The sequence below is a fragment of the uncultured Turicimonas sp. genome, assembly GCF_902477955.1.
GTDB lineage: Bacteria > Pseudomonadota > Gammaproteobacteria > Burkholderiales > Burkholderiaceae_F > Turicimonas.
In genome coordinates this window covers 1-20,963 of the sequence record NZ_CABSJB010000043.1, presented here as the reverse complement: position 1 = coordinate 20,963, position 20,963 = coordinate 1, and the positions used below count along the sequence as shown (strand labels likewise).

Here is a 20,963-nt window from a genome sequence, read left to right as displayed (position 1 = left end):
AGTAAGAATAAGCAAGAAATTGTTAAATATGCACCTAGATTAACGGGAATTCAGGCAAAAGGGAGCGCAGGCTCCCTTTTGTTTTGGGCGGCTTTTACCGCTCTTTTCTTTTGTACGCTTGTTGTTCTCCGTTTTTCCTCTTTCTTCTAGGTCTTCCAAAGCGCTGAGTGTAAGAAGTGCAAAAAGGAAAGGTGTAAAAAGTGTTTCAAAAAATTATTTAGTTTGAAAACAAATTCCCCACTTTTTACGGCGGGGGAAGTGGCGCTTTATACGTTAATTATCATTCAGTTAGTGTCACACTAGGAAAAGTGTCAACTTGGTCGAATGCCAACCCAAGACTTGTAATCTCCTAGGTAGAAATACTTAAAATAAGCATTCTGTTTCTGAATGAATGTTCATTCAGAAAATTGTAAACTCACACCTATTCTTGATAGTTAGACTGAGGGCGAAATGCTTTTTCTTAAGCAGTTAACAAAAACAAAGACTCTTATTGCAATTTTGGCACTGATCTCTTTGAGTGCATGTTCTGATAAAGCTCAGGGACCTGCTGCCGGCGGACAAACAAGAAAGCCGCAAGTTTCTGTGATTGATATTGAACCGACCTCACAGGTTATGATTACAACCCTGCAGGGCCGTACCGCACCCTATATGGTGGCAGAGGTAAGACCCCAAGTGGGCGGAATTCTTCAGAAACGCCTCTTTGATGAAGGTGCAGAGGTGAAAGAAGGACAGCCTCTTTACCAAATCGATCCGGCGGTTTATGAAGCACAAGTTGCCAGTGCTAAGGCTGAGCTTGCTAGAGCAGAATCTGTCTTATATCAAAGTCAGCTGACCGCAAAACGTTATGCTCAGCTCGTTAAGACGGAAGCTGTCAGCAAGCAGCAAAACGACGATGCACAAGCTGCAGTAAAACAAGCACAAGCTGCTGTTCAGGCTGCTAAAGCTCAGCTGAAGACAGCTCAAATCAACTTAGATTACACAACCATTCGTTCTCCGATTGACGGAAAGGCCGGCCGCTCCTTAGTGACTCCCGGTGCTTTGCTTTCCGGATATCAGGCCAACAACATGGTAGTCGTTCAGACATTGGACCCAATCTATGTTGACGTTAATCAGGCAAGCGGTGACTTGTTAAAACTTAAGAAAGAACTTGCTGAAGGAAAAATCAAAGCTACTAAGGGCGAAATTCCGATCCAGCTTATTCTCGAAGACGGTACAAAGTACAGTCTTCCGGGCTCTTTGACATTGTCTGAAGTTTCCGTGGATCAAGGAACGGGAACATTGACATTAAGAGCAGAATTCCCGAATCCGGACGGATTGCTTCTCCCCGGAATGTTTGTAAGGGCAGAGCTTCCGCAAGGTGTGCGCGAGAATGCAATTCTAGTTCCTCAGAAAGCCGTTCTGCGTAGAACAGACGGTGCGCCTTATGTATTAGTTGTTGAGAACGGCGTAGTTGCACAAAAGGTTATCGATACAACTGAAACAGCAGGTTCCAACTGGGTTGTCGAAAGCGGATTAAAACCGGGTGACAAAGTCATTATCGAAGGATTCCAAAGAATCCGTCCGGGGGTACCCGTCGATATCGTTCCTCCGCTCTCTCAAAAAACCGCTACTTCTAAGTAAAAGCAGAGGGTTCTGATGGCAAAGTTTTTTATTAATAGGCCAATTTTTGCTTGGGTGATCGCTATTGTGATCATGCTTGCAGGCGCCTTGTCCATTCTTAATCTTCCAATTTCTCAATATCCGCAGATTGCTCCTCCGCAGGTCAATATCTCTGCCACTTATCCGGGTGCGTCTGCTAAGACAATTGAAGATACCGTCGTTCAGATTATTGAACAAAAGATGACCGGGTTAGACGGTTATCTTTACATGAGCTCGACCAGTGAATCCAGCGGACGCATTTCCATTACGCTGACATTTGAAGCCGGCACAGATCCGGATATGGCTCAAGTTCAGGTTCAAAACCGTTTATCGCAAGCCCAGTCTTCTCTCCCTGAAGTTGTTCAAAGACTCGGCGTGACGGTTATGAAGACAACCGCCAGCTTCTTGAAAGTGGTCGCTCTGACTTCCAAGTCCGGAAAGATCAATGAGGCCGAACTCGGTGACTACCTGGTTTCTAACGTTCAGGAACCTCTTAGCCGTGTTGAGGGTGTCGGTGAAGTACAGATCTTCGGTTCTGCTTTTGCGATGCGTATTTGGCTGAATCCGGAAAAACTTCACCAGTATGGATTGACTCCGGCTGAAGTTAAGGCAGCTATTCAGGCCCAAAACGTTCAGGTATCTTCAGGTCAGGTTGGCGGTCTGCCTGCAGTTAAAGGTACCGAACTCAACGCTACGATTACCTCCAGTTCTTTGCTTGAAACCATTCAGGACTTCGAAGGAATTTTCTTAAAGACCACTGACTCCGGTGCCCAGGTATACCTAAAGGACGTAGCAAGAATTGAGAAAGGACCGGAAAACTATATGGCTACGGGTTTCTATAACGGCAAACCCGCTGCGGCCATGGCTATTAAACTAGCTTCCGGTTCCAATGCCTTATTGACTTCTGATTTAGTCAACAAGAAGATGGACGAACTTTCACAGTACTTCCCGGAAGACTATGAGTACGTTATTCCTTTCGACACAACACCGTTCGTTAAGATTTCCATCCAGGGCGTAGTCCAGACATTAATGGAAGCTATTGTTTTGGTGGTATTGGTCATGTACCTCTTCCTCCAGAACTTACGTGCCACTTTAATTCCTACAATTGCCGTGCCGGTTGTGGTTTTGGGTACATTCGGCATTCTCGGTGTCCTCGGCTACTCCATCAACATGCTGACAATGTTTGCCATGGTTTTGGCTATCGGCTTGCTCGTTGACGATGCGATTGTGGTGGTTGAAAACGTAGAACGCGTGATGCACGAAGAAAAGCTTTCGCCGCATGATGCAACCGAGAAGTCTATGGGACAGATCACCGGCGCTTTGGTCGGTATCGCTATGGTGCTTTCCGCCGTATTTATTCCGATGGCGTTCTTCGGCGGTTCTACAGGCGTAATTTACCGTCAGTTCTCCGTCACTATCGTGGCAGCTATGGGCTTGTCCGTCTTAGTTGCTTTAACCTTGACTCCGGCATTGTGCGCAACCATTCTTAAACCGGTTCACAAAGAAAAAGCCCAACGAGGTTTCTTCGGTTGGTTTAACAGAATGTTCAACAAAGGTGCCGACGGGGCTACTAAAGCTGTTGATTACATGACTCCGAGATGGGCCAGATTCATGGTTATCTACGGCCTTTTGATTGCGGTGATGGTATTCGGATTTACCAAGGTTCCGACCGCTTTCATGCCGGATGAAGACCAAGGTTCCTTGATGGTTCAGGTAACACTGCCGGCCGGAGCGACCCAAGAGACCACTCTTCCTGTGATTCAAAGAATGCAGGAATACTTCATGAAAACTGAAAAGGACAATGTACAGAGTGTAATGGCCGTTACAGGTTTCAGTTTGTCCGGGACGGGTCAAAATACCGCTATGGCTTTCGTGAAGCTCAAAGATTGGAAAGAAAGACCCAATCTTGACCAAAAGGCACAAAACATTGCGATGAGAGCCAACAGAATCCTTATGAGCTGGAAAGACGCCATGGTCTTCGGCTTCGCTCTCCCGCCGGTTCCCGAACTTGGTATGGCTGACGGTTTTGACGTATTCCTGCAGGATTTGGCCGGCGCCGGACATGAAAAACTGACCGAAGCCAGAAACCAACTCTTGGCGGCAGCTCGTCAAAGTCCTGTCCTCTATAACGTTCGTCCAAACGGCCAAGAAGACATGCCTCAGCTTAAAGTCGACATTGACTTTAAGAAAGCAGCTGCCCTCGGTGTTTCAGTTGAAGCTATTAATGATGCTTTGTCTACCGCATGGGGTTCTTCCTACGTTAATGACTTCTACGATAAAGGCAGAATTAAGAAAGTTTACGTGCAGGGTGATGCACCTTTCCGCCAACTTCCTGAAGACATTAACCGCTGGTACGTTAAGAATAACAAGGGAGAAATGGTGCCGTTCTCATCTTTTGTCAGCACCAGCTGGAAATACGGTTCTCCGCGCCTGGAACGTTTCAATGGTTTAGGTGCCGTCAATATTCAGGGTTCTCCGGCTCCGGGTTATACAACCGGTCAGGCTATGGAAGAAATTGAAAGAATTGTTCAGACCCTCCCATACGGTTACGGTATTGCATGGAACGGTATTTCTTATCAAGAGAAGGCAGCCGACACCCAGACTGGCGCTCTTTATGCTTTGTCCGTTCTGATCGTGTTCTTGTGCTTGGCCGCTCTTTATGAAAGCTGGTCAATTCCGGTTGCCGTGATTATGGTTGTTCCTCTGGGTGTTATCGGTGCGTTGGGACTTACCGGTGCTTTCGGCATGCATAACGACATTTACTTTAAAGTCGGTCTTTTAACAACGATCGGTCTTGTTAGTAAGAATGCCATTCTTATTGTGGAATTTGCTAAAGCATTGCATGAGCAGGGAGAAGATATTCTGCATGCTGCCAGTGAAGCCGTCCGTTTAAGAATTCGTCCGATTTTGATGACATCTCTTGCCTTCGGGTTGGGTGTTCTTCCTTTGGCTAAAGCTACCGGCGCCGGTTCCGGTGCACAGAATGCCATCGGCGTCGGCGTGTTAGGAGGTATGGTCACCGGTACTTTCCTGTGTATCTTCTTTGTTCCGATGTTCTACGTTCTTATTGTTAAGATCTTCGGTGACAAGAAAAAGAAACATAGCGCTCCTGCGCAGCAACCCTCAACTCAGGCCTCCCATTCAGAGGAGAAGTAGAAGATGAATTTTTTAAAGTTAACTCCATTAGTCATTTCCGTGTTGATTGCGACCGGATGCACGATGGCACCGGTCTACGAAAGACCGGAATCTCCGGTAGCCCCTACCTTCCCCCAAGGGGCTGCCTATGAAGATTTAGCCTTCAGTACTGCTCCGCTGCCCACATGGGATACCTTCTTTACGAATACAAAGCTTAGAGAGGTTATCAACACGGCGCTGACAAACAACAGAGATTTGCGTATTGCCATTCTCAACGTTGAGAAAGCCAGAGCTGCGTACGGAATTCAGCGTGCGAACCTGATGCCGAATGCGGGAGCTGACTTCAGTCCAACCGGTTCTCATACTCCGGACACCATGGCCCCGACAGGGCATGGTTATACCTCTCACACGTATCGAGCAACCCTTGCTTCAACTTCTTGGGAAATTGATTTGTTCGGCCGTGTCAGAAGTCTGACAGAAGCGGCTTTGCAGAACTACTTGGCAACGGAAGAAGCTCAATACGGCACTCAAAATTCCTTGATTGCAGAAGTGGCGAATGCTTGGATTAATGTCGGAGCACAAAAAGAACTGCTTCGCCTCCAGGAAATTACGCTTAAGAGCCAACAGAACAGTTTCAAGCTTATTTCCGACAGCTATCGCCTCGGAGCGCGTTCTCTGCTTGATGTAGAACAGGCAAGAACCACAGTAGAAACAGCACGTGCAGCAGTTGTTCAGTATCAAAGATCTTTGGCTCAGGCCAGAAACAATCTTGAATTGCTTGTAGGAAGCAAAGTTCCCGAATCTCTTGAACCGGAAAAACTAGAGGATCCGAGCACTTACGGTGCCATTGCTCCGAAAGGCTTATCCAGTGAGGTTCTGCTCAACAGACCGGATATCCGTGCTGCAGAAAATAGCTTAAAAGCCGCTAACGCTAACATCGGCGCTGCCAGAGCCAATTTCTTCCCGCGCATTACTTTGACTGCCGGAATCGGTACCGGGTCTCAGCATCTGAATGACTTGTTCAGCGGGGGATCCGGCTTATGGAGTTTTGCTCCCGGTATTACTCTTCCGATCTTTACCGGCGGAGCCAATATTTCTCAGTTAAGACAAGCCGAAGCCGAGCAGAAAGCTAAGGTGGCTCAGTATGAAAAAACTATTCAGAGCGCCTTTGCCGAAGTTGCCAATACGTTGGCTGCTGAAGGAACAATGACTCGTCAATGTTCCGCTCTGCGGGCCTTAGTCGATGCCACTCAGAGAGCATATAACTTGTCTTATAGCCGTTATAAAAACGGACTGGACGGCTTCCTGACAGTTTTAGAGAGCCAAAGACAAATGGTTGCGGCCCAAACTAACTACATTGTGGCCGAGCAGAACCGTCTTTCTTCTAACGTGACTTTGTACAAAGTACTCGGAGGCGGGAGCATAAAATCAACCTCTGCCGAGCCTGCGGCTTCTCAGACGTTAGCTTCCACTCAAGGTGCAGTCGTGACGGAGAAGGTCGAATGACAACTCACCGTTATCCGCGCCGAATGGAAATCAAGCGGCATCGACTGCTGGAGGCCGCTCAAGAGATTTTCTTGGAGAAGGGCTTCCATGCGGCCAGCATGAGCGATATTGCGAAGAAAGCTGAGGTCAGTCCTCCCCACATTTATAACTTTTATAAAAACAAAGCCGATTTGGCTATGGCCGTGCAGGAGAGAATGAATCAAGAGATCTTCGATACGCTTAAAAACAGCATGTTTGAAGAACGTTCAATTGATAAAGATGAGTGCTTGGACAATCTCTTAAAACCGGAAAGAGCAGCTCTGATGCTGACTTTAATTACGGAAGCTACCCGAGATGCCAAGCTGATGGAGCATTTCCAGAAGCATCAGAAGAAGTTCAGAGAGCTACTTTATGAGTACTACCATGTTGATCCGAATGACGAAGAACATAAAGTTCGCTTAGAACTATTGAACGCTCTGTATGCAGGTTTGGCGGTTCGTTCTTTGTTTTCTCCATACGAGAACAAAGAGCTGCTTAAGGAACTCTTGGGTAAGGCTGACAGTTTTCTTGCACGAAAACATCCGGTCGATCACATGAAGGATATTGAAGTTCCTGCAAAGAAATAGAAGAGGTTTTCAATAAGGAAGAGGCGGTTTTACCGCCTCTTGTCATTGGTGCTACCTAAGCCAATCGCGTCTTGCTCTTACTGCCTTAGCAAGTTTATCAATTGCCTTGACTGTATCTTCCCAACCAATACATCCGTCGGTAATGGATTGACCGTAGGTGAGGTTAGGATTGCCTTCTAAGGGCTGATTGCCTTCCACAAGATTGGATTCAATCATGACGCCCATGATTTTGCGGCTTCCTTTTTCTAACTGTCCGCAGATGTTCTCAATAACATCCAATTGTTTTTTGTATTTCTTCTCGCTGTTTGAATGGCTCGCATCGATCATGACGGAGGCAGGCATCCCGGCTTCTTCAAGTTTTTTGCAGCATTCTTCCACGCTTGCTTCATCATAATTCGGAGTCTTTCCACCACGTAAAATGACGTGTGCATCTTCGTTCCCGCCGGTAACGACGATGGCAGAGTGACCGCCTTTGGTAACCGATAAGAACACGTGTTCATGTTCAGCAGCTTTGACGGCATCAATGGCAATTTTTACGTTGCCGTCGGTTCCGTTCTTGAATCCCACAGGACAAGACAGGCCACTGGCTAATTCACGGTGGACTTGGCTTTCAGTGGTTCTGGCGCCGATAGCTCCCCATGAAATGAGGTCGGCAATGTACTGCGGTGTAATCATATCGAGATACTCGGTACCGGCAGGAATGCCAAGTTCATTGATATTGAGAAGGAGTTCTCGAGCTATTCTCAGGCCCTGATTAATTCTGAAGCTGTGATCCAAGCCCGGATCATTGATCAAGCCTTTCCAACCGAGGCTGGTTCGAGGTTTTTCGAAGTACACACGCATGATGATTTCGAGATCATTGGCGTATTTCTTTTTGAGTTCTACGAGCCTTTCTGCATATTCAAGAGCAGCCTTAGGATCGTGAATTGAGCAGGGACCGACGATTAAAAGAAGACGATCATCTTCTCCATAAATAATCTTGTGAGCATTCAGACGTGCGTGATGTACGGTTTCAGATGCAAGTTGTTCACAAGGGAACTCTCGGATTAAATGGGAGGGCGGAGTTAATTCTCTAATTTCTTTAATTCGAAGGTCATCGGTTGCGTAGCTCATTGGTTGCCTCATGTTTTATAAAAATTGAAATCCAAAAAATTAAACCGCCGGTTTTTTGCCGGCGGTTGTGAATTTTGTGCTTATGGAGGTTGCAGTCTATTCTCCCGCCGAGGCCGGAAAATAAAAGAAATAAAAATTGAAAGAAGCTGCAAACATTATTTATCTCACCATAACGTGTAAGAGTAATTTATCTCAAAATAACTGAGAATTTCAAAAAACTCAGAACAATTTGAATTTGAATCAGGACTGGTAAGGAAAGTCCTAATAGGACTGAGTACATCCGAATAACTACCTATAGTTCAAATGTTCACCAAAAAATTGAAGATCCATAATGGTATTGAATCATTTTTAGTCAATTTCCGTGCAGAAAAAGGCATAATTCGACTTACAACTAAGTTTTAGGAAGTTTAATCTTGAAGCATCTATTTCAATTCATGACTCCAATGGTTTGGATGACCAAACTATTGGTCGGCGCCTATCCTCAGTGGGTAGGATGCGCACCTGAAAGAAAGCAGAGGATTTACTTTGCTAATCACACCAGTCATTTGGATACTATTGTTATTTGGTCCGCTCTTCCTAAAGAACTTAGAACCAAGACAAGACCGGTAGCCGCAAAAGATTACTGGCAGTCTGGCATCCGCAAAAGAATTGCGGTCGACGAGCTGAATGTGGTTTTGGTAGATAGAAAAAGGACGGAGAATTCCGATCCGATGGATCCGATGAGACAAGCGCTCCGAGAGGGCAGTTCTCTGATTATTTTCCCGGAAGGAACTCGTACGCCTCAAGCTCTCCCCGGACCTTTTAAGAGCGGTTTATGGAGACTTATGACAGAATTTCCGGAAGTTGAGTTAATTCCGGTTTATCTCGAAAACCTCCATCGATCGATGCCGAAAGGTGCGCTTCTTCCGGTTCCGACCATGTGTTCAGTGCGTTTCGGGGCGCCGCTTCCGCATTCGCCAGACGAAGGAAAAGAAGAATTCTTAGAAAAGGCTAGAGCCTCCATCATCAAACTCGCTAGGGAGCTATAAAAAATGAATGAAATGAGATGGGGTTTTTCAACGAGTGAAGCCTATTTCACGATTTTAGCTGTTTTAGTGGTTTTGACAGCGATTGGTACTTTTATCGGTCAGTGGCTCTCTTCCAAGTCCACGACGGATTTAGCCATTAACAGAAACCGAATTATCAACTCTCGCATTCGTGCCGCTTGGGGATTGATTTTTGTTTTTGCCGTTGCTGTCTATCTCGGCCAAGGCGCTCTGGTCTTTATTTTTGCTATTGCCTCTTTCTTTTCCTTGCGCGAGTTTATCGCACTGACACCAACACGGCGCCACGATCATTCAATTCTTATCCTAGCGTTCTACGTTGCTATTCCGGTCCAATATATCTTGGTCTGGCTGAACTACTACAACCTGTTTACGCTCTTTATTCCGGTTTATCTCTTCTTAGCTCTGCCGGTAGTGATGGTATTGAGTAAAGATACGGATCGTTTCTTAGAGCGCGTAGCCAAAGTCCAATGGGGCATCATGCTCTGTATTTTCTGCGTCAGCCATGCCCCTGCTATCGCTTCAATTGACTTACAGCGCTATCACTCGAGCGGATTGTTTGTTCTTCTTTACTTTTTAATGGTTTTATATTTTGCTGATCTGTTCCAGATTCTGGCTTCAGCAATTTTCGGAGGAAGACCGAGTTTCAGTAATCCGAATAAGACTTACAAGGGCATTATTCTTGGCAGTATCGGTGCATTAGCCATTGGGTCTGCTCTTTTCTGGATGACTCCTTTCAGAGCTTGGCAAGCCCCTCTGATGTCTTTATTGATTATCGTATCGGGTACCTTGGGAGGCTTGGTGATGTCCTCCGTTAAGCGTTCACTCGGCGCAAAGCGTTTGGATAACACTATGCTCCTTACCAGAGGAACTTTGGACAGACTTGAAATGCTGTTCTTTGCAGCCCCCGTCTATTACCACGCACTTTTACTATTCTTCAATTAATTAGTTGTATTTTCAGAAAAACTCTTCGCCCGAGAAATCCCGAAGAGTTTTTTCTGCCTGAATTGATTAAAAAATCGAGGGGTAGAACCCTCAGCCCATTTATAGTGGTTTCCATGATACGGAGGAAACATGCTTGGGCTAACAAGACTTGGAATTCAGGCTTTTTTAGCTGCCATGGGTATCCAACTGGTCTCGTCTTTGATGGGTACCGCAGTGGCAAGTATTGCACCGGAGATTGCAAAGTCTCTTAATGCAAACAGCACCTTTGCCGGCTTATACATTGGCTTTTTGTATGTAGGTGCGTGCATTTCGTCGTTAACCGGAGGAAACTTCATCCGGCGTTACGGTCCGGCCCATATTTGTATGATTGCATTGACAGTTGCCATTATTTCCCTGCTTCTGTGCATGGTTCCATGGGAAGTCTGCGTCATCTTTTCCGCCTTTGTTTTAGGCCTGGCTAAAGGTCCTTTAATGCCGGCCATCAACACCATGCTGAGCCGTCAGTTGGAAAAAGGCCAGTACAACACCGTCTTTTCCATCAAGCAATGTGCAGGTCCGGTAGGAATGGCTTTATCCGGTTTAGTAATTCCATTTTTAACCGTTCGGTACGGATGGCGAGTGGGTCTGTCTTTTGTCGCTGTATTGTGCGCCATAACCGTTATTTGGAGCATGGCTATCCGCAAGAGCCAAGATGCCAGTTACCAATTCAAAGATGAGCCGATAACTCTATCTCATTTAGCCGACAGTATGAAATTAGTCCTGCAGACTCCTTTGCTTCTGCGTTTATCCGTACTCAGCATCATCTACAAAGGCCTGCAGATGTCGGTTTTAGCCTACATGGTCGTGTTCCTGTCAGACATGAAGTTCTCATTGGTTTTCGGGGGTATTGCCTTAGCTGTGAGCAACTTCGGTGCTATTGTGGGAAGACTATTCTGGGGCCAAGCCGCCAACAAGCTTCATTCTTCGCGGAAAGCTCTGGCCTATTGCGGTATTTTGATGGGAGCATTCACTATCCTTTTGAGCTTTGTTACTTCAGGCTGGGCTCAGTGGCTTGTGTTAGCCATTTCCTTCATACTGGGAATAAATTCCTTAGGCTGGAGCGGTGTATTCTTTGCACAAGTTGCCAAAGCAGCTCCGGAAGGAAAAGTTGCTGAGGCTACAGGCGGTGTGGATTTCTTCTCCTTTGTAGGTGCTATTTTCGTTCCGATGGCCTTCGGTTTTTTAGGGCATCATTTAGGAGAGTTCCAAACCGGCTTCTGGATTGTGTCCGGTGTCACGATTGCCGCGGCACTTTACTTGCTCTTTGTTCCGGATATCGATCCGAATACGCAGGCTAAAAAGGCCTAAGAGAATAAGCAAAAAAAGGGCCGAACAATTCGCTCGGCCCAATCTACTGCTCAACTATGCAAGAATCTCAAGGAGTCTTGAAATTGAATCTTTGATCGTCTTTGTTCTTATGGCATTCTCTGCAGTAGACAACGCTTTCAGAATGTTCTTTGTGACATAAAGTGCATCTGAGCTGTCCGGCATGGGAATCATGAGGATTCGGATTCATCTTTGCTGTCTTAGCTGCGACAGCTTCGTAATTGTGGCACTTCATGCAGCTCTTAGATTTAGCGGCTGAAACCGGAGCGGCTGTGTTGTGGCAAGCTTCGCAGTTAACATTTCTTGCTTGATGCTTGAATTGTGAAGGAGCAGCCAATACAGCGGAGCTCATGCAAAAAAGGCCAGCTATGAGAAAAGGCAGATATTTCATGGGGATTCTCATGACCGGCCCTTTCAGGGCCGGTTCCTATTGTTGATTAAGGTTACTTACCTTCTTTGATGGCTTGGATAGCGTTGGCTGCACCGACGCGACCGCTGGTCATTGCGAAGGAAGAAGCAGAACCTTCGCACTTCAAGTCATAAGAAGAGTCATACAGACCGCCGATATCCTGGCCAACTACGTAAAGGTTAGCAATCACGTCGCCTTGCGGGTTAGTTGCTTCGAACTTCGGAGTAACTGTAACGCCGCCGAGGGTTAAGAAGAATGCACGGATACCTTTCAGAGCGTAGTAAGGACCTTTCTGCATATCGAATGTTGCCAAATGTTCAGGCAGACGTCCGAATTCAGGATCTTTACCGGCCTTAGCGTATTCGTTAACTTTTTCCATTGTGGCGCGGAGATTTTGCGGAGGAACACCGATCTTTGTTGCCAAATCTTCGATGGTGTCACCCTTGAAGGCCCAGCCTCTCTGCTGACCGATTTCATAGGTCTTCGGGAGAGCTTTCAGAGGAACACCGGCCAAAACGATAGCGTTGAACGGAAGAAGAGCTCCCTTGTTAACCAATTGGTCGTATTTCTGCTGGTCGATGATGTTGTACATTACACCGCCGGCTGTTGTCATGGCGTTATATACGTCTACGAAGACGGAGCCGCGGGATTCGTTAAAGAAGCGGTTGCCGTGCTGGTCAACCCAAAGCCATGGCTGAGCAAGTGCGCAGCGGCCTTGTTTGAGTTCGTCCGCACCCATGAATTGGTTAATCGGAGGAAGGTCAGGGAGGTAAGGGGCGTTACCGGCGATAGCGTGCATGCCTTTTACACCTGCGCCAACCATCTGAGCCATCTGGATGCCGTCGCCTGTACGGCCGTCGCCGTTCTTACCGTCGGTAACCGGGCCTCTGTACCATACCGGTTCAAACATACCGAGAGCGGAAGAATCGTTAACGTACTTAGCCAACATTTCTTTGTTGGATTCGAAGCCGCCTGTTGCGAGGATAACTTTCTTGGCCTTGACGATAACTTTATCGCCTTCGGCGTCAACTGCTTCAACGCCTACTACTTTGCCGTTTTCGACAAGAAGTTTCTTAACAGGAGTTTCTGTCAGGATTGTGCCGCCTTTTGCTCTGACTTCCTTAGCGAAGCGCTGAACGATTCCTGCTGCGCCGCCTTTGAACAAGTGCCATGTCATCAAAGATTCTTCAGGAGAGTACATGGTACGGATACCGCGCATTTCAGCGCCTTTGTCCATGACCCAGTCAATTGTTTTACCGGATTCTTCAATCAAAACGCGGAGGACATGTGGGTCGGCTCTGTAGTGGTGGAATTGCAAAGCAGCTGTCAAAACTTGGTCAACAGTTGTCTTGATGCCATGTTCTTTTTGATAGCGAGTGCCGACACCTAAAGAACCTTCAGGGAAGTTACCTGCGCCGCCAAGAGCCGGTTCTTTTTCAAGAACGATTGGTTTGACGCCTACGTCAACGGCATGTTGAGCAGCTGCTAAACCAGCGAGACCACCACCGACGATAACCAGGTCAGTTTCTAAATATTGTGTAGCGAAAGCAGGAAGTGAAAATGTAGTTGCAAAAGCGGAAGCAATAGCAACAGAAACGAAATGTCTTCTTAACATAGTTAACTCCTTGGAATGATTGGGTTTTTTCTCAACCTCTGAGTGACATTGTAAAAGTAACGGGTGGTAAAATGATCATGTAAATACTGCAAAGATATCTATGCAAATAATGCAATCGAGTCCTTTTTAACCTCAAAAGGCGATTTTTATGGGCGTGAAAAACTTAGAACAACTGACGCTTGGCGATCTTCAATTTTTAATGGCTCTTGAACGGGCAGGCGGCATAACAAAAGCCGGAGAGGCAATGAATCTTTCTCCTTCAACGGCATCACGTACGCTGAAGAGAATTCGAGAAATCCTAGGAGACTCTTGTTTCCTCAATGTCAAAGACGGATTGGTGGCAACGGAATACTTTTCCAAAATCAAACCCGTTATTCAGGATATATTAGAAAGGATGCAAGGGCTTAATCCGGAAGGGTTCTCACCGGAGAAATGTCGAAGATGTTTTCGAATTAGCTGCATGATGGCTGAGGTGTCAAGAATTATCGGAGGAATTGTTCCGACTTTTCTTCAGCAGGCACCATTCGCAAGTATTCACCTAGCTCACCACGACAATGAATTTGAACAAGTTCTGTCAGGGAATGTGGATTTTGCTATTGTGACCCGGGTTGGCTTACCGCCTGATATCCATTATTTGGATCTGTACCCAATTGAGCGAGTAGTTCTATTTCGGAAAGGTCATCCGCTATCTAGGCTAGGCCGTCCATTAAAGACATACGATCTTCAGATGTATGACCGCGCCAGCATTTCTACGGGACGTCATAATCATTGGCCTGGCCCCGATCAAAGTATATTTCCATTCGAAAAATTTAGAGAAAGAACGCGACTAACCACGACTCGATTTAATGTCGTTTGGGAGGCTCTTGAGAAGACCGATTTGATTTCCATCTGCGGATATAGAGCAGCAGAAATTGCGGTCAAGGCAAATGATCTGGAATTCTTACCATTACCTTCGGAAATTGCGGAACCCAATATTTGGAATTCTTTAATTTGGGGTGAGAGGGCGCATCAGGATGCAGGCTGTATTTGGCTGCGGAAGATTTTTGCCGAATGGGGAAAGGCGGATACGAAAAGAGTACAGAAATTGGTTAATTCTCAAGGCTATCGGCATTAAGAAAGATTGGCCTTTTACAACAAGAATTAAGTGAATGAGAAAGATACTCAGGATTCTCTCTCATTGACTTAGGCGGCCTAAGTACCTAGCATATTTTCAGCCAAATAGAAAAGATTGAAGGTCTCGGCTTGCCGTCCCAAACTCATTGTCTTGTTCCTTTAGTGACGGCAGTTCTTGTTTTGATATGAAATTGGGGCATCAAGAAAAGATTTTGCTTGATATGCGGAGCAACGTAATCGCATAGCTTCTTAATAACAGCGAATTTGGAAGCCTCACCAAAAATCTTTCTAGCCGGCAAATAAATTTCACATGGCAATAGAGGGGGAGTTCCGTGCTAGATGCGCATACACAAAAAAGACTTGTCGCGTTTTTGTTAGGACTGTCTATTGCAGCTTTTGGCGTGGGACTTATTGTCAAAAGTGAATTGGGCGTCAGCCCGGTCATGTCGGTACCTTACGTAGTTTCTCTTTATTTACCGTTTACTTTCGGGACCTGTGTTGCCGCAGAGCAAATTATTTTGTTGGCTTTACAGAAAGTAATTTTGAAGTCGGATTTTAAGTTGAAAGCTTTATGGCAATTTCCGACGGCCGTATTCTTTGGCGTCCTTTGTGATGCCGCTCTCTTCTGCTATTCATCTTTTTCTTTGACGGCATATTACGAACGTATTTTGGCGCTTTGCCTTGGGATTTGTATTTTGGCTATTGGGTTGTGTTTTCAATTTACGGCAAATGTTTCGGTGACAGCGCCCGATGGCTTTATGTTAGCTCTAGCCCAACGTTTTAACTCTACTTATGCAAAGGTAAAGGTTTCGGCTGACTGGCTGTTTGTTGCCCTTAGTGTCGGACTATCTTTCTATTTCTTTTCGGAACTACAAGGTGTGCGCGAAGGAACCTTAATCAGCGCACTTGGTGTCGGAACTGCTGTGGGTCTAGTAAAGCCGACAGTGCAGACTTTCTTGAGAGAAAGACTTCTAACTTCTACAAGTTCAATGAGAAATGAATAGGGACTGTTTTTTGAATTGAATTTAAGGACTTTCCAGAAGGATGGTTGCTCTTCAGAAACTTCAAGCTCAATTAAGTCCTCTAACTCATTTTGCGTTATACCTTCCAGAGTTGTTTTGTGGCAGGATAGGTTGATAAGATCCAAGCGGTGTCCTCTCAGTTATAAGAGGAAACAAGAACAAACTTAGAAGATCTATCCGGTCTCTTTTCAATATGCAGTCCATAACAGACACACAGAAATCTTTAGAAAGAAGTTTACTAACCTCGTTTATCGACGCTAATGTATCCGACTCAGATCCTCATCTGCGTGCAGATTTGCTCTGTAATTCAGTAGGAGAGAAAGGTGAATACATAAAAGTATTGCCGGAGTTATTGGACGAGCTAAAGGACTGTGACTCTTTTGACATGAGTGTGGCTTTTATAACCCAAGGAGGTTTGAGCCTGCTGAAACAAACGTTGAAGGATGATGTGTATGGGGAGGGGCGCAAAGATAAAGTAAAAGGAAGGCTATTAACCACGGACTATAACCTCTTTACTGATCCTCGTGCACTCAGGCAAATTGAAAAGTATTTTCCGGAGCTTCAAATCAAACTTTACCGCTGTGAAGATGCTGTAGGCTTCCATACGAAAGGTTTTATGTTCACTCGGGGTGATGAATGTCGTTTCATCATTGGCAGTTCAAACCTTACACAGAATGCTTTGACCACAAATTTCGAGTGGAATATCAGGCTCGTATCTCATAAAACTGGTCAGCTTCCCAAAAAAATTAAAACGGAATTCGAGTATCTATGGGAGCATCCGAATAGTTTTCCTTTGAAAGAAGTGATTGATGATTACGAAGTTGAGTGGAGAGCTGCGAGGAAAAGATTCAAACAAAATAGAATTGTGGCGACGCAACAGGAGACGGTGAAGGCGATTCGGATAGAACCAAACTCTATGCAAAAGGTCTTTATTAAGAATGTGACTGAGCTTTATCTATCTGGCCAAACTAAGGCATTGTTAATCTCAGCCACGGGGACAGGAAAGACTTATGCAGCAGCTTTAGCAGTTAGGCATCTCATGAACTTGCGAACAAAGAAGGAAGATGAAAGTTCGAAAGTTCTGAAAGCGCCTAAAAAAATTCTATTCATTGTTCACCGAGAGCAGATTGCAATTCAAGCAAAGAAAAGCTTTGAGCGGGTAATTGGAACAAAGAATCTATCGTATGGCTTGGTCTCAGGTCATTCCTTTGAAATAGACAAAGATTTAGTTTTCGGAACTATGCAGACCCTATCCAAAGCCGAAGTGTTGGAGGGAATTAATCCGAAGAAATTTGATTTAGTTGTTATCGATGAGGTTCATCGAGCAGGCGCTGATAGTTACTCCAAAATTATGGCTCATTTACAGCCAGATTTCTGGCTTGGAATGACTGCAAGCCCGGACAGGCCGGACGGAAAAGATATCTATAAGATTTTCGACAATAACATTGCTTACGAAATCCGACTGCAGGGTGCCTTAGAGGAAGATCTGTTGGTACCCTTCCGATACTACGGTATTGCAGATCTGGAAATTGACTCACTGAAGTCCGATAAATTGAAAGATTTTAGTTGTGTTGAATTTGACCAGAGAGTAGATCACGTTATTAAACAAGCTGAAGTTTATGGACATGCTGGAGATCGGGTCAAAGGACTTGTATTTTGCAGGACTATTGAGGAATGTGCGGCTTTTTCGGAGAAATTTAATAAGAAGGGGTTTAAGACGGTCGCTCTCTCTGGAAAAGATTCAATGGAGAAGAGGCTAGAATGCGTCGAAAAACTATCTCACGGAGAAGGGGAAGGGAGACTAGATTATATTTTTTCTGTAGATATCTTTAATGAAGGTATTGATGTCCCAGAAATCAATCAAGTTATTTTTTTGAGACCAACAGAAAGCCCTATTATTTTCGTTCAACAGTTGGGCAGGGGACTAAGAAAAGCCGAGGATAAGGAGTTTTTGGTTGTCCTCGATTTTATTGCTAACTATCAAAACAATTACTTAATCCCTGTAGCCCTTTCCGGTGACAATTCTTATGATAAAGATGTCATGCGAAAAGTAGTAGGTCTAGGAACACGAACTATACCCGGGGCCTCGACGATAGAATTTCAGACAGTCGTAAAGCAACGCATACTAGATTCAATCGACACAGCAAGAACCAACGATGCGGCTTTGCTGAAAGAGTCGTATCGAATTCTGAAGAATAAATTGGGACGAATTCCACGACTGACCGAGTACAAAGATCACAATGGAATTGATCCGGTAAAGTTCTTTATGAATCCTAAATACCGGTCTTACTATGGATTCCTAAAGGAAAATGAAGATTCCTACCAAGTTCGGCTAACCCCGCGAGCTGAAAGTATGATCCGATATCTCTCATCAAAACTAGGCGCGGCCAAACGTATTGAGGAATGTGTTTTATTAAGGCTGGCGTTGCAGAATCCAAACGGGGTACTCAAAGAAGATTTTGAAAGCATTCTGCAAAACGAATTGAAGCTTAATCCTTCTCCTCTTCTTTTAAAGAGTGTTTTCAATAACCTATCTGCTAATTTTTTCAGAAATGAAATAGAAAAGAAAGGAGCCGGAGACGTTGTTTTTGTAACGCGCACAGAGTCGGGTGATTTCCGAGCATCCAATCAACTAAAGGAAGAACTAGAGAATAACGGACCTGGGTTTAGAGACTGTTTGGAGGATTTATTAGACTTCATGACTCAACGTTACGAGGACAGGTTTAGTAAAAGATACAAGGACACCTCCTTATGTTTGTACGAGAAATATTCTTATGAAGATGTGTGCCGTCTACTGAACTGGCCTAAGAATCCTCCGGCTCAAAATATTGGAGGGTATAAGTACGATGAGACAACCAAGACTTTGCCTGTTTTTGTCAACTATCACAAGGCTGAGGATGCCATTGCTTATGAAGACAGATTCGAGTCGGAGAAAAACCTTATTGCCCTTTCAAAGACAAAACGCTCAGTTGATTCAGATGACGCAAAACGGATTTATAAACAATCTCCTGAAAATGAAGAGAATAAGATCTATTTGTTTGTTAGAAAAAACAAAAATGACAGCGAAGCAAAAAGCTTTTATTTCTTGGGGGAGATGAAGGCGGAGGGAATGCCTGAACCAGTAAAGGTCCCAAGTGGAGCAGATCCTTCTAAGATGGAAAACGCCTTTGAAATTCAGTATGTTTTAGATACACCAGTTCGTAACGATATATACGATTATTTATGCGGGGAATAGAGTGAAAACAATAGAAGTAGTGGCAGCCATTATCCACAAAGATCATAAAATTTTGGCGACACAACGTGGGTATGGTGACTTTAAAGACGGCTGGGAGTTCCCGGGCGGAAAAATGGAAAAAGGTGAGTCTCCGGAAGCCGCTATCGTTAGAGAAATTCGTGAGGAGCTGGAAGTTGAAATTGAGCCAGAAAAACTTATTACAACAGTTGAGTACGACTATCCGAATTTTCATTTAACAATGCACTGCTTCCTTTCTAGGATTGTTTCAGGAGAAATAGTTCTCACTGAACATGAAGCGGCAAAATGGCTGGACAAAAGAGAGTTAGATACAGTCGATTGGTTGCCCGCAGACGTAGAGGTTGTAGCGGAACTGAAAAAGGTATTAGGGGTTAAAAACTAGCCACGAAATTGTTGTGTAATCTTGTACAAACAAGGACAATACCCACCTTTTCAGAAGAAGCGTCTAGATTTTTCTCTCCTTTCGGTAGGAGAATTAGCAGCTAAATTAGGTGTTACCTCAGCAACCATCCGCCGCTGGTGCCGTTCCGGTAAACGGACTGAGACTCTCCGAACTGTCGGGAACCATCGTCGTTTTGCTTCTTGCTCTTTCTCTCATTTAATAAAAAAGGAGGAACGCCGCAGTATCGGATATGCCCGAGTCTCCAGCCACGATCAAAAATCTGACCTTCAGTCCCAAATTCAACGCCTTAAAGACAGTGGCTGCGATGAAGTTATCTCTGATCTCGGCTCCGGATTAAACTGCAAAAAGCCGGGATTGAAGAAGCTTTTGGAGGCTATCTGGAGCGGTACTGTGAGCTCTCTTACTTTGACGTATGCAGATCGTCTTTTGCCTTTCGGGAAAGAACTCGTTTTTAACTGGTGCAAGCAATTTAATGTATCTGTTAGGATTCTTGATGACCCGGAAGGCGAAGCCTTTGAAACGGAACTGGTTAAGGATGTAATTACGCTGATGACTGTGTTCTCGGCTCGTCTTTATGGCAAAAGAAGCTGGAAGAATCGACGGGCTCTAGAACAAACGCAACCGAATTCTGTGCCGACTGGCAATTAGATGAATTCCTTACCGACAAGAACCCCCTGGTTCGTGTAAAGTGGGGGGATGAAGACCGTAAATTCTTTACCATTAACAGTAACGCGATTGTTCGCACCGATTCCTCCTGAGACTCAGGCGGAGTTGGATTTGTTATGTGAGCTTTACGGTAGAACATTGCAGAAGTTCCAAATGGCTTTCTGCACTCACGAGCTCAGACAAAAAGTTTGGAACTGGCGCGCCTTTAGAGATGAAATTGTTTATTGCCTAAATCTTCCGCAGCCGAAGTTCGAAACTTTGCTTGAAGAGCTCAAAGCGCAAGGGAAACGAGCTCAAGCAGAACTTTTGAAGTTTTTGCGTTCTCAGCAGAGCTCAGAAGGACCTCACCTGCAGGCCCGTCATTGGAAACTGTGCTTAGACGAGGCCAGCCAAGGACTTCGAACTTATTGGCAGACTGTAAAAGCAGAATTAAAAAGACAATGGGGAAGATTTTTCGGCCGATATTCCAACGAGCCTAAAACACTCATCTATATCAATTGGATTCTAAGAGAGACTGAGCAGCAGTTTTATATGGCTTCTCAAGGAAAAGTTCCATATCCTCAGCCTCCTAAGCTCAATCCAAAAGAAACGGATGCAGAAGAAAGATACCAGAAGCGGCTCTTAGCCTTTGAGAAGCTGAAGAAAGACATTGAAAATGTTAAAAGGTATGCCGTTGCCAAACGGGTCTATTGCGCAATCAAGAAAGTCCGCAGAAAGATAAGGCTTCCTCATTGCCGTCTTACTTCCAACAGAGCAGATTTTGACAGCGGTTGCTGGCGACTAAACTCTAAAGACCGGAATGAGTTAAGGCTGACGTCCTATGCAGATGGGGCTAAGAAGCGGCCGCCGATTGCATTGCGTATCCTAGGCAAAGGGGCGCTCAGAGGAACCATTCAGCTCATTAAAAAACTTGACGTTTACGAACTGAGAGTCTGCCGTGAGGCTTTATGCAAACCGGAAAGGACTGAAGGAGAGATTGTAGGCTTGGATACCGGTTATACGGAAGTCGCAGCTTTAAGCAACGGAGCGTTTGTCGGTCAAAAGTTCGGAGAGAAACTTACCCGGTTTTCAGACTATTGCAAAGATAAAGGCCAGAAGAGAAATAAACTTTGGGCCAAAGCCCGAGAGTTAG

At 45.2% G+C, this 20,963-nt stretch carries 15 protein-coding genes and 1 pseudogene; 13 read left to right on the top strand and 3 right to left on the bottom strand.

Features of this window, described 5'->3' with window-relative positions:
• Window positions 1–450 precede the first annotated feature (450 nt).
• From RDK53_RS10595 to RDK53_RS10580, 4 genes are read left to right on the top strand one after another with little or no spacing between them, the layout of a single operon-like run.
• Entirely contained in the window at window positions 451–1,620 is a 1,170-nt protein-coding gene (locus tag RDK53_RS10595; RefSeq protein ID WP_308514714.1) for an efflux RND transporter periplasmic adaptor subunit, read from the top strand.
• A 15-nt stretch (window positions 1,621–1,635) separates the two neighbouring features.
• Window positions 1,636–4,794, top strand: a complete 3,159-nt coding sequence (locus RDK53_RS10590; protein ID WP_308514712.1) for an efflux RND transporter permease subunit — start codon at window positions 1,636–1,638, stop codon at window positions 4,792–4,794.
• Between the two features lie 3 nt (window positions 4,795–4,797).
• On the top strand, window positions 4,798–6,279 hold the full coding sequence (locus RDK53_RS10585) for an efflux transporter outer membrane subunit (RefSeq protein WP_308514709.1): 1,482 nt from the start codon (window positions 4,798–4,800) through the stop codon (window positions 6,277–6,279).
• Window positions 6,276–6,884 carry a TetR/AcrR family transcriptional regulator gene (locus RDK53_RS10580; protein ID WP_308514707.1) on the top strand — a complete coding sequence of 203 codons (609 nt, stop codon included), beginning with the start codon at window positions 6,276–6,278 and terminating at the stop codon, window positions 6,882–6,884. The genes RDK53_RS10585 and RDK53_RS10580 overlap by 4 nt, the downstream gene beginning before the upstream one ends.
• 51 nt (window positions 6,885–6,935) lie before the next feature.
• Here the strand turns inward: RDK53_RS10580 and aroG are convergent, their stop codons facing one another.
• Entirely contained in the window at window positions 6,936–7,997 is a 1,062-nt protein-coding gene (aroG, locus tag RDK53_RS10575) for a 3-deoxy-7-phosphoheptulonate synthase AroG (RefSeq protein WP_308514705.1), read from the bottom strand.
• Window positions 7,998–8,410: 413 nt separating this feature from the next.
• Here aroG and RDK53_RS10570 point away from each other — a divergent pair, with 413 nt between their 5' ends.
• The 3 genes from RDK53_RS10570 (at window position 8,411) to RDK53_RS10560 (ending at window position 11,332) form a co-directional block, all read left to right on the top strand.
• Complete coding sequence (locus RDK53_RS10570) at window positions 8,411–9,025, top strand: 1-acyl-sn-glycerol-3-phosphate acyltransferase (protein ID WP_302944631.1); 615 nt, start codon at window positions 8,411–8,413, stop codon at window positions 9,023–9,025.
• 3 nt (window positions 9,026–9,028) lie between these two features.
• Window positions 9,029–9,985, top strand: a complete 957-nt coding sequence (locus RDK53_RS10565; RefSeq protein WP_236578555.1) for a phosphatidate cytidylyltransferase — start codon at window positions 9,029–9,031, stop codon at window positions 9,983–9,985.
• A 129-nt stretch (window positions 9,986–10,114) separates the two neighbouring features.
• Window positions 10,115–11,332, top strand: a complete 1,218-nt coding sequence (locus RDK53_RS10560) for an MFS transporter (protein WP_308514700.1) — start codon at window positions 10,115–10,117, stop codon at window positions 11,330–11,332.
• A 67-nt stretch (window positions 11,333–11,399) separates the two neighbouring features.
• On the opposite strand, the gene RDK53_RS10555 is transcribed toward RDK53_RS10560, so the two are convergent.
• A complete protein-coding gene (locus tag RDK53_RS10555; RefSeq protein WP_308514698.1) occupies window positions 11,400–11,741 on the bottom strand; it encodes a cytochrome c3 family protein in 342 nt (113 codons plus the stop codon).
• A gap of 52 nt (window positions 11,742–11,793) precedes the next feature.
• Window positions 11,794–13,374: an FAD-dependent oxidoreductase gene (locus RDK53_RS10550; RefSeq protein WP_277029890.1), complete on the bottom strand. Its 1,581-nt coding sequence runs from the start codon at window positions 13,372–13,374 to the stop codon at window positions 11,794–11,796.
• Window positions 13,375–13,522: 148 nt separating this feature from the next.
• Here RDK53_RS10550 and RDK53_RS10545 point away from each other — a divergent pair, with 148 nt between their 5' ends.
• The 6 genes and pseudogenes from RDK53_RS10545 to RDK53_RS10520 form a co-directional block, all read left to right on the top strand.
• Entirely contained in the window at window positions 13,523–14,488 is a 966-nt protein-coding gene (locus tag RDK53_RS10545; RefSeq protein ID WP_308514695.1) for a LysR family transcriptional regulator, read from the top strand.
• 331 nt (window positions 14,489–14,819) lie between these two features.
• Window positions 14,820–15,491 carry a DUF6198 family protein gene (locus RDK53_RS10540; RefSeq protein WP_308514693.1) on the top strand — a complete coding sequence of 224 codons (672 nt, stop codon included), beginning with the start codon at window positions 14,820–14,822 and terminating at the stop codon, window positions 15,489–15,491.
• A gap of 211 nt (window positions 15,492–15,702) precedes the next feature.
• Window positions 15,703–18,744 (top strand): DEAD/DEAH box helicase, encoded by a 3,042-nt coding sequence (locus RDK53_RS10535; RefSeq protein ID WP_308514691.1) that lies wholly within the window; start codon window positions 15,703–15,705, stop codon window positions 18,742–18,744.
• Between the two features lies 1 nt (window position 18,745).
• The gene (locus RDK53_RS10530; RefSeq protein ID WP_308514689.1) at window positions 18,746–19,144 is read left to right on the top strand and encodes a (deoxy)nucleoside triphosphate pyrophosphohydrolase; all 399 of its coding nucleotides are present in this window, start codon (window positions 18,746–18,748) and stop codon (window positions 19,142–19,144) included.
• A 21-nt stretch (window positions 19,145–19,165) separates the two neighbouring features.
• Window positions 19,166–19,813 carry an IS607 family transposase gene (locus tag RDK53_RS10525; protein WP_308514687.1) on the top strand — a complete coding sequence of 216 codons (648 nt, stop codon included), beginning with the start codon at window positions 19,166–19,168 and terminating at the stop codon, window positions 19,811–19,813.
• Window positions 19,814–19,861: 48 nt separating this feature from the next.
• A pseudogene (locus RDK53_RS10520) lies at window positions 19,862–20,963 on the top strand (hypothetical protein); the annotation flags it as partial.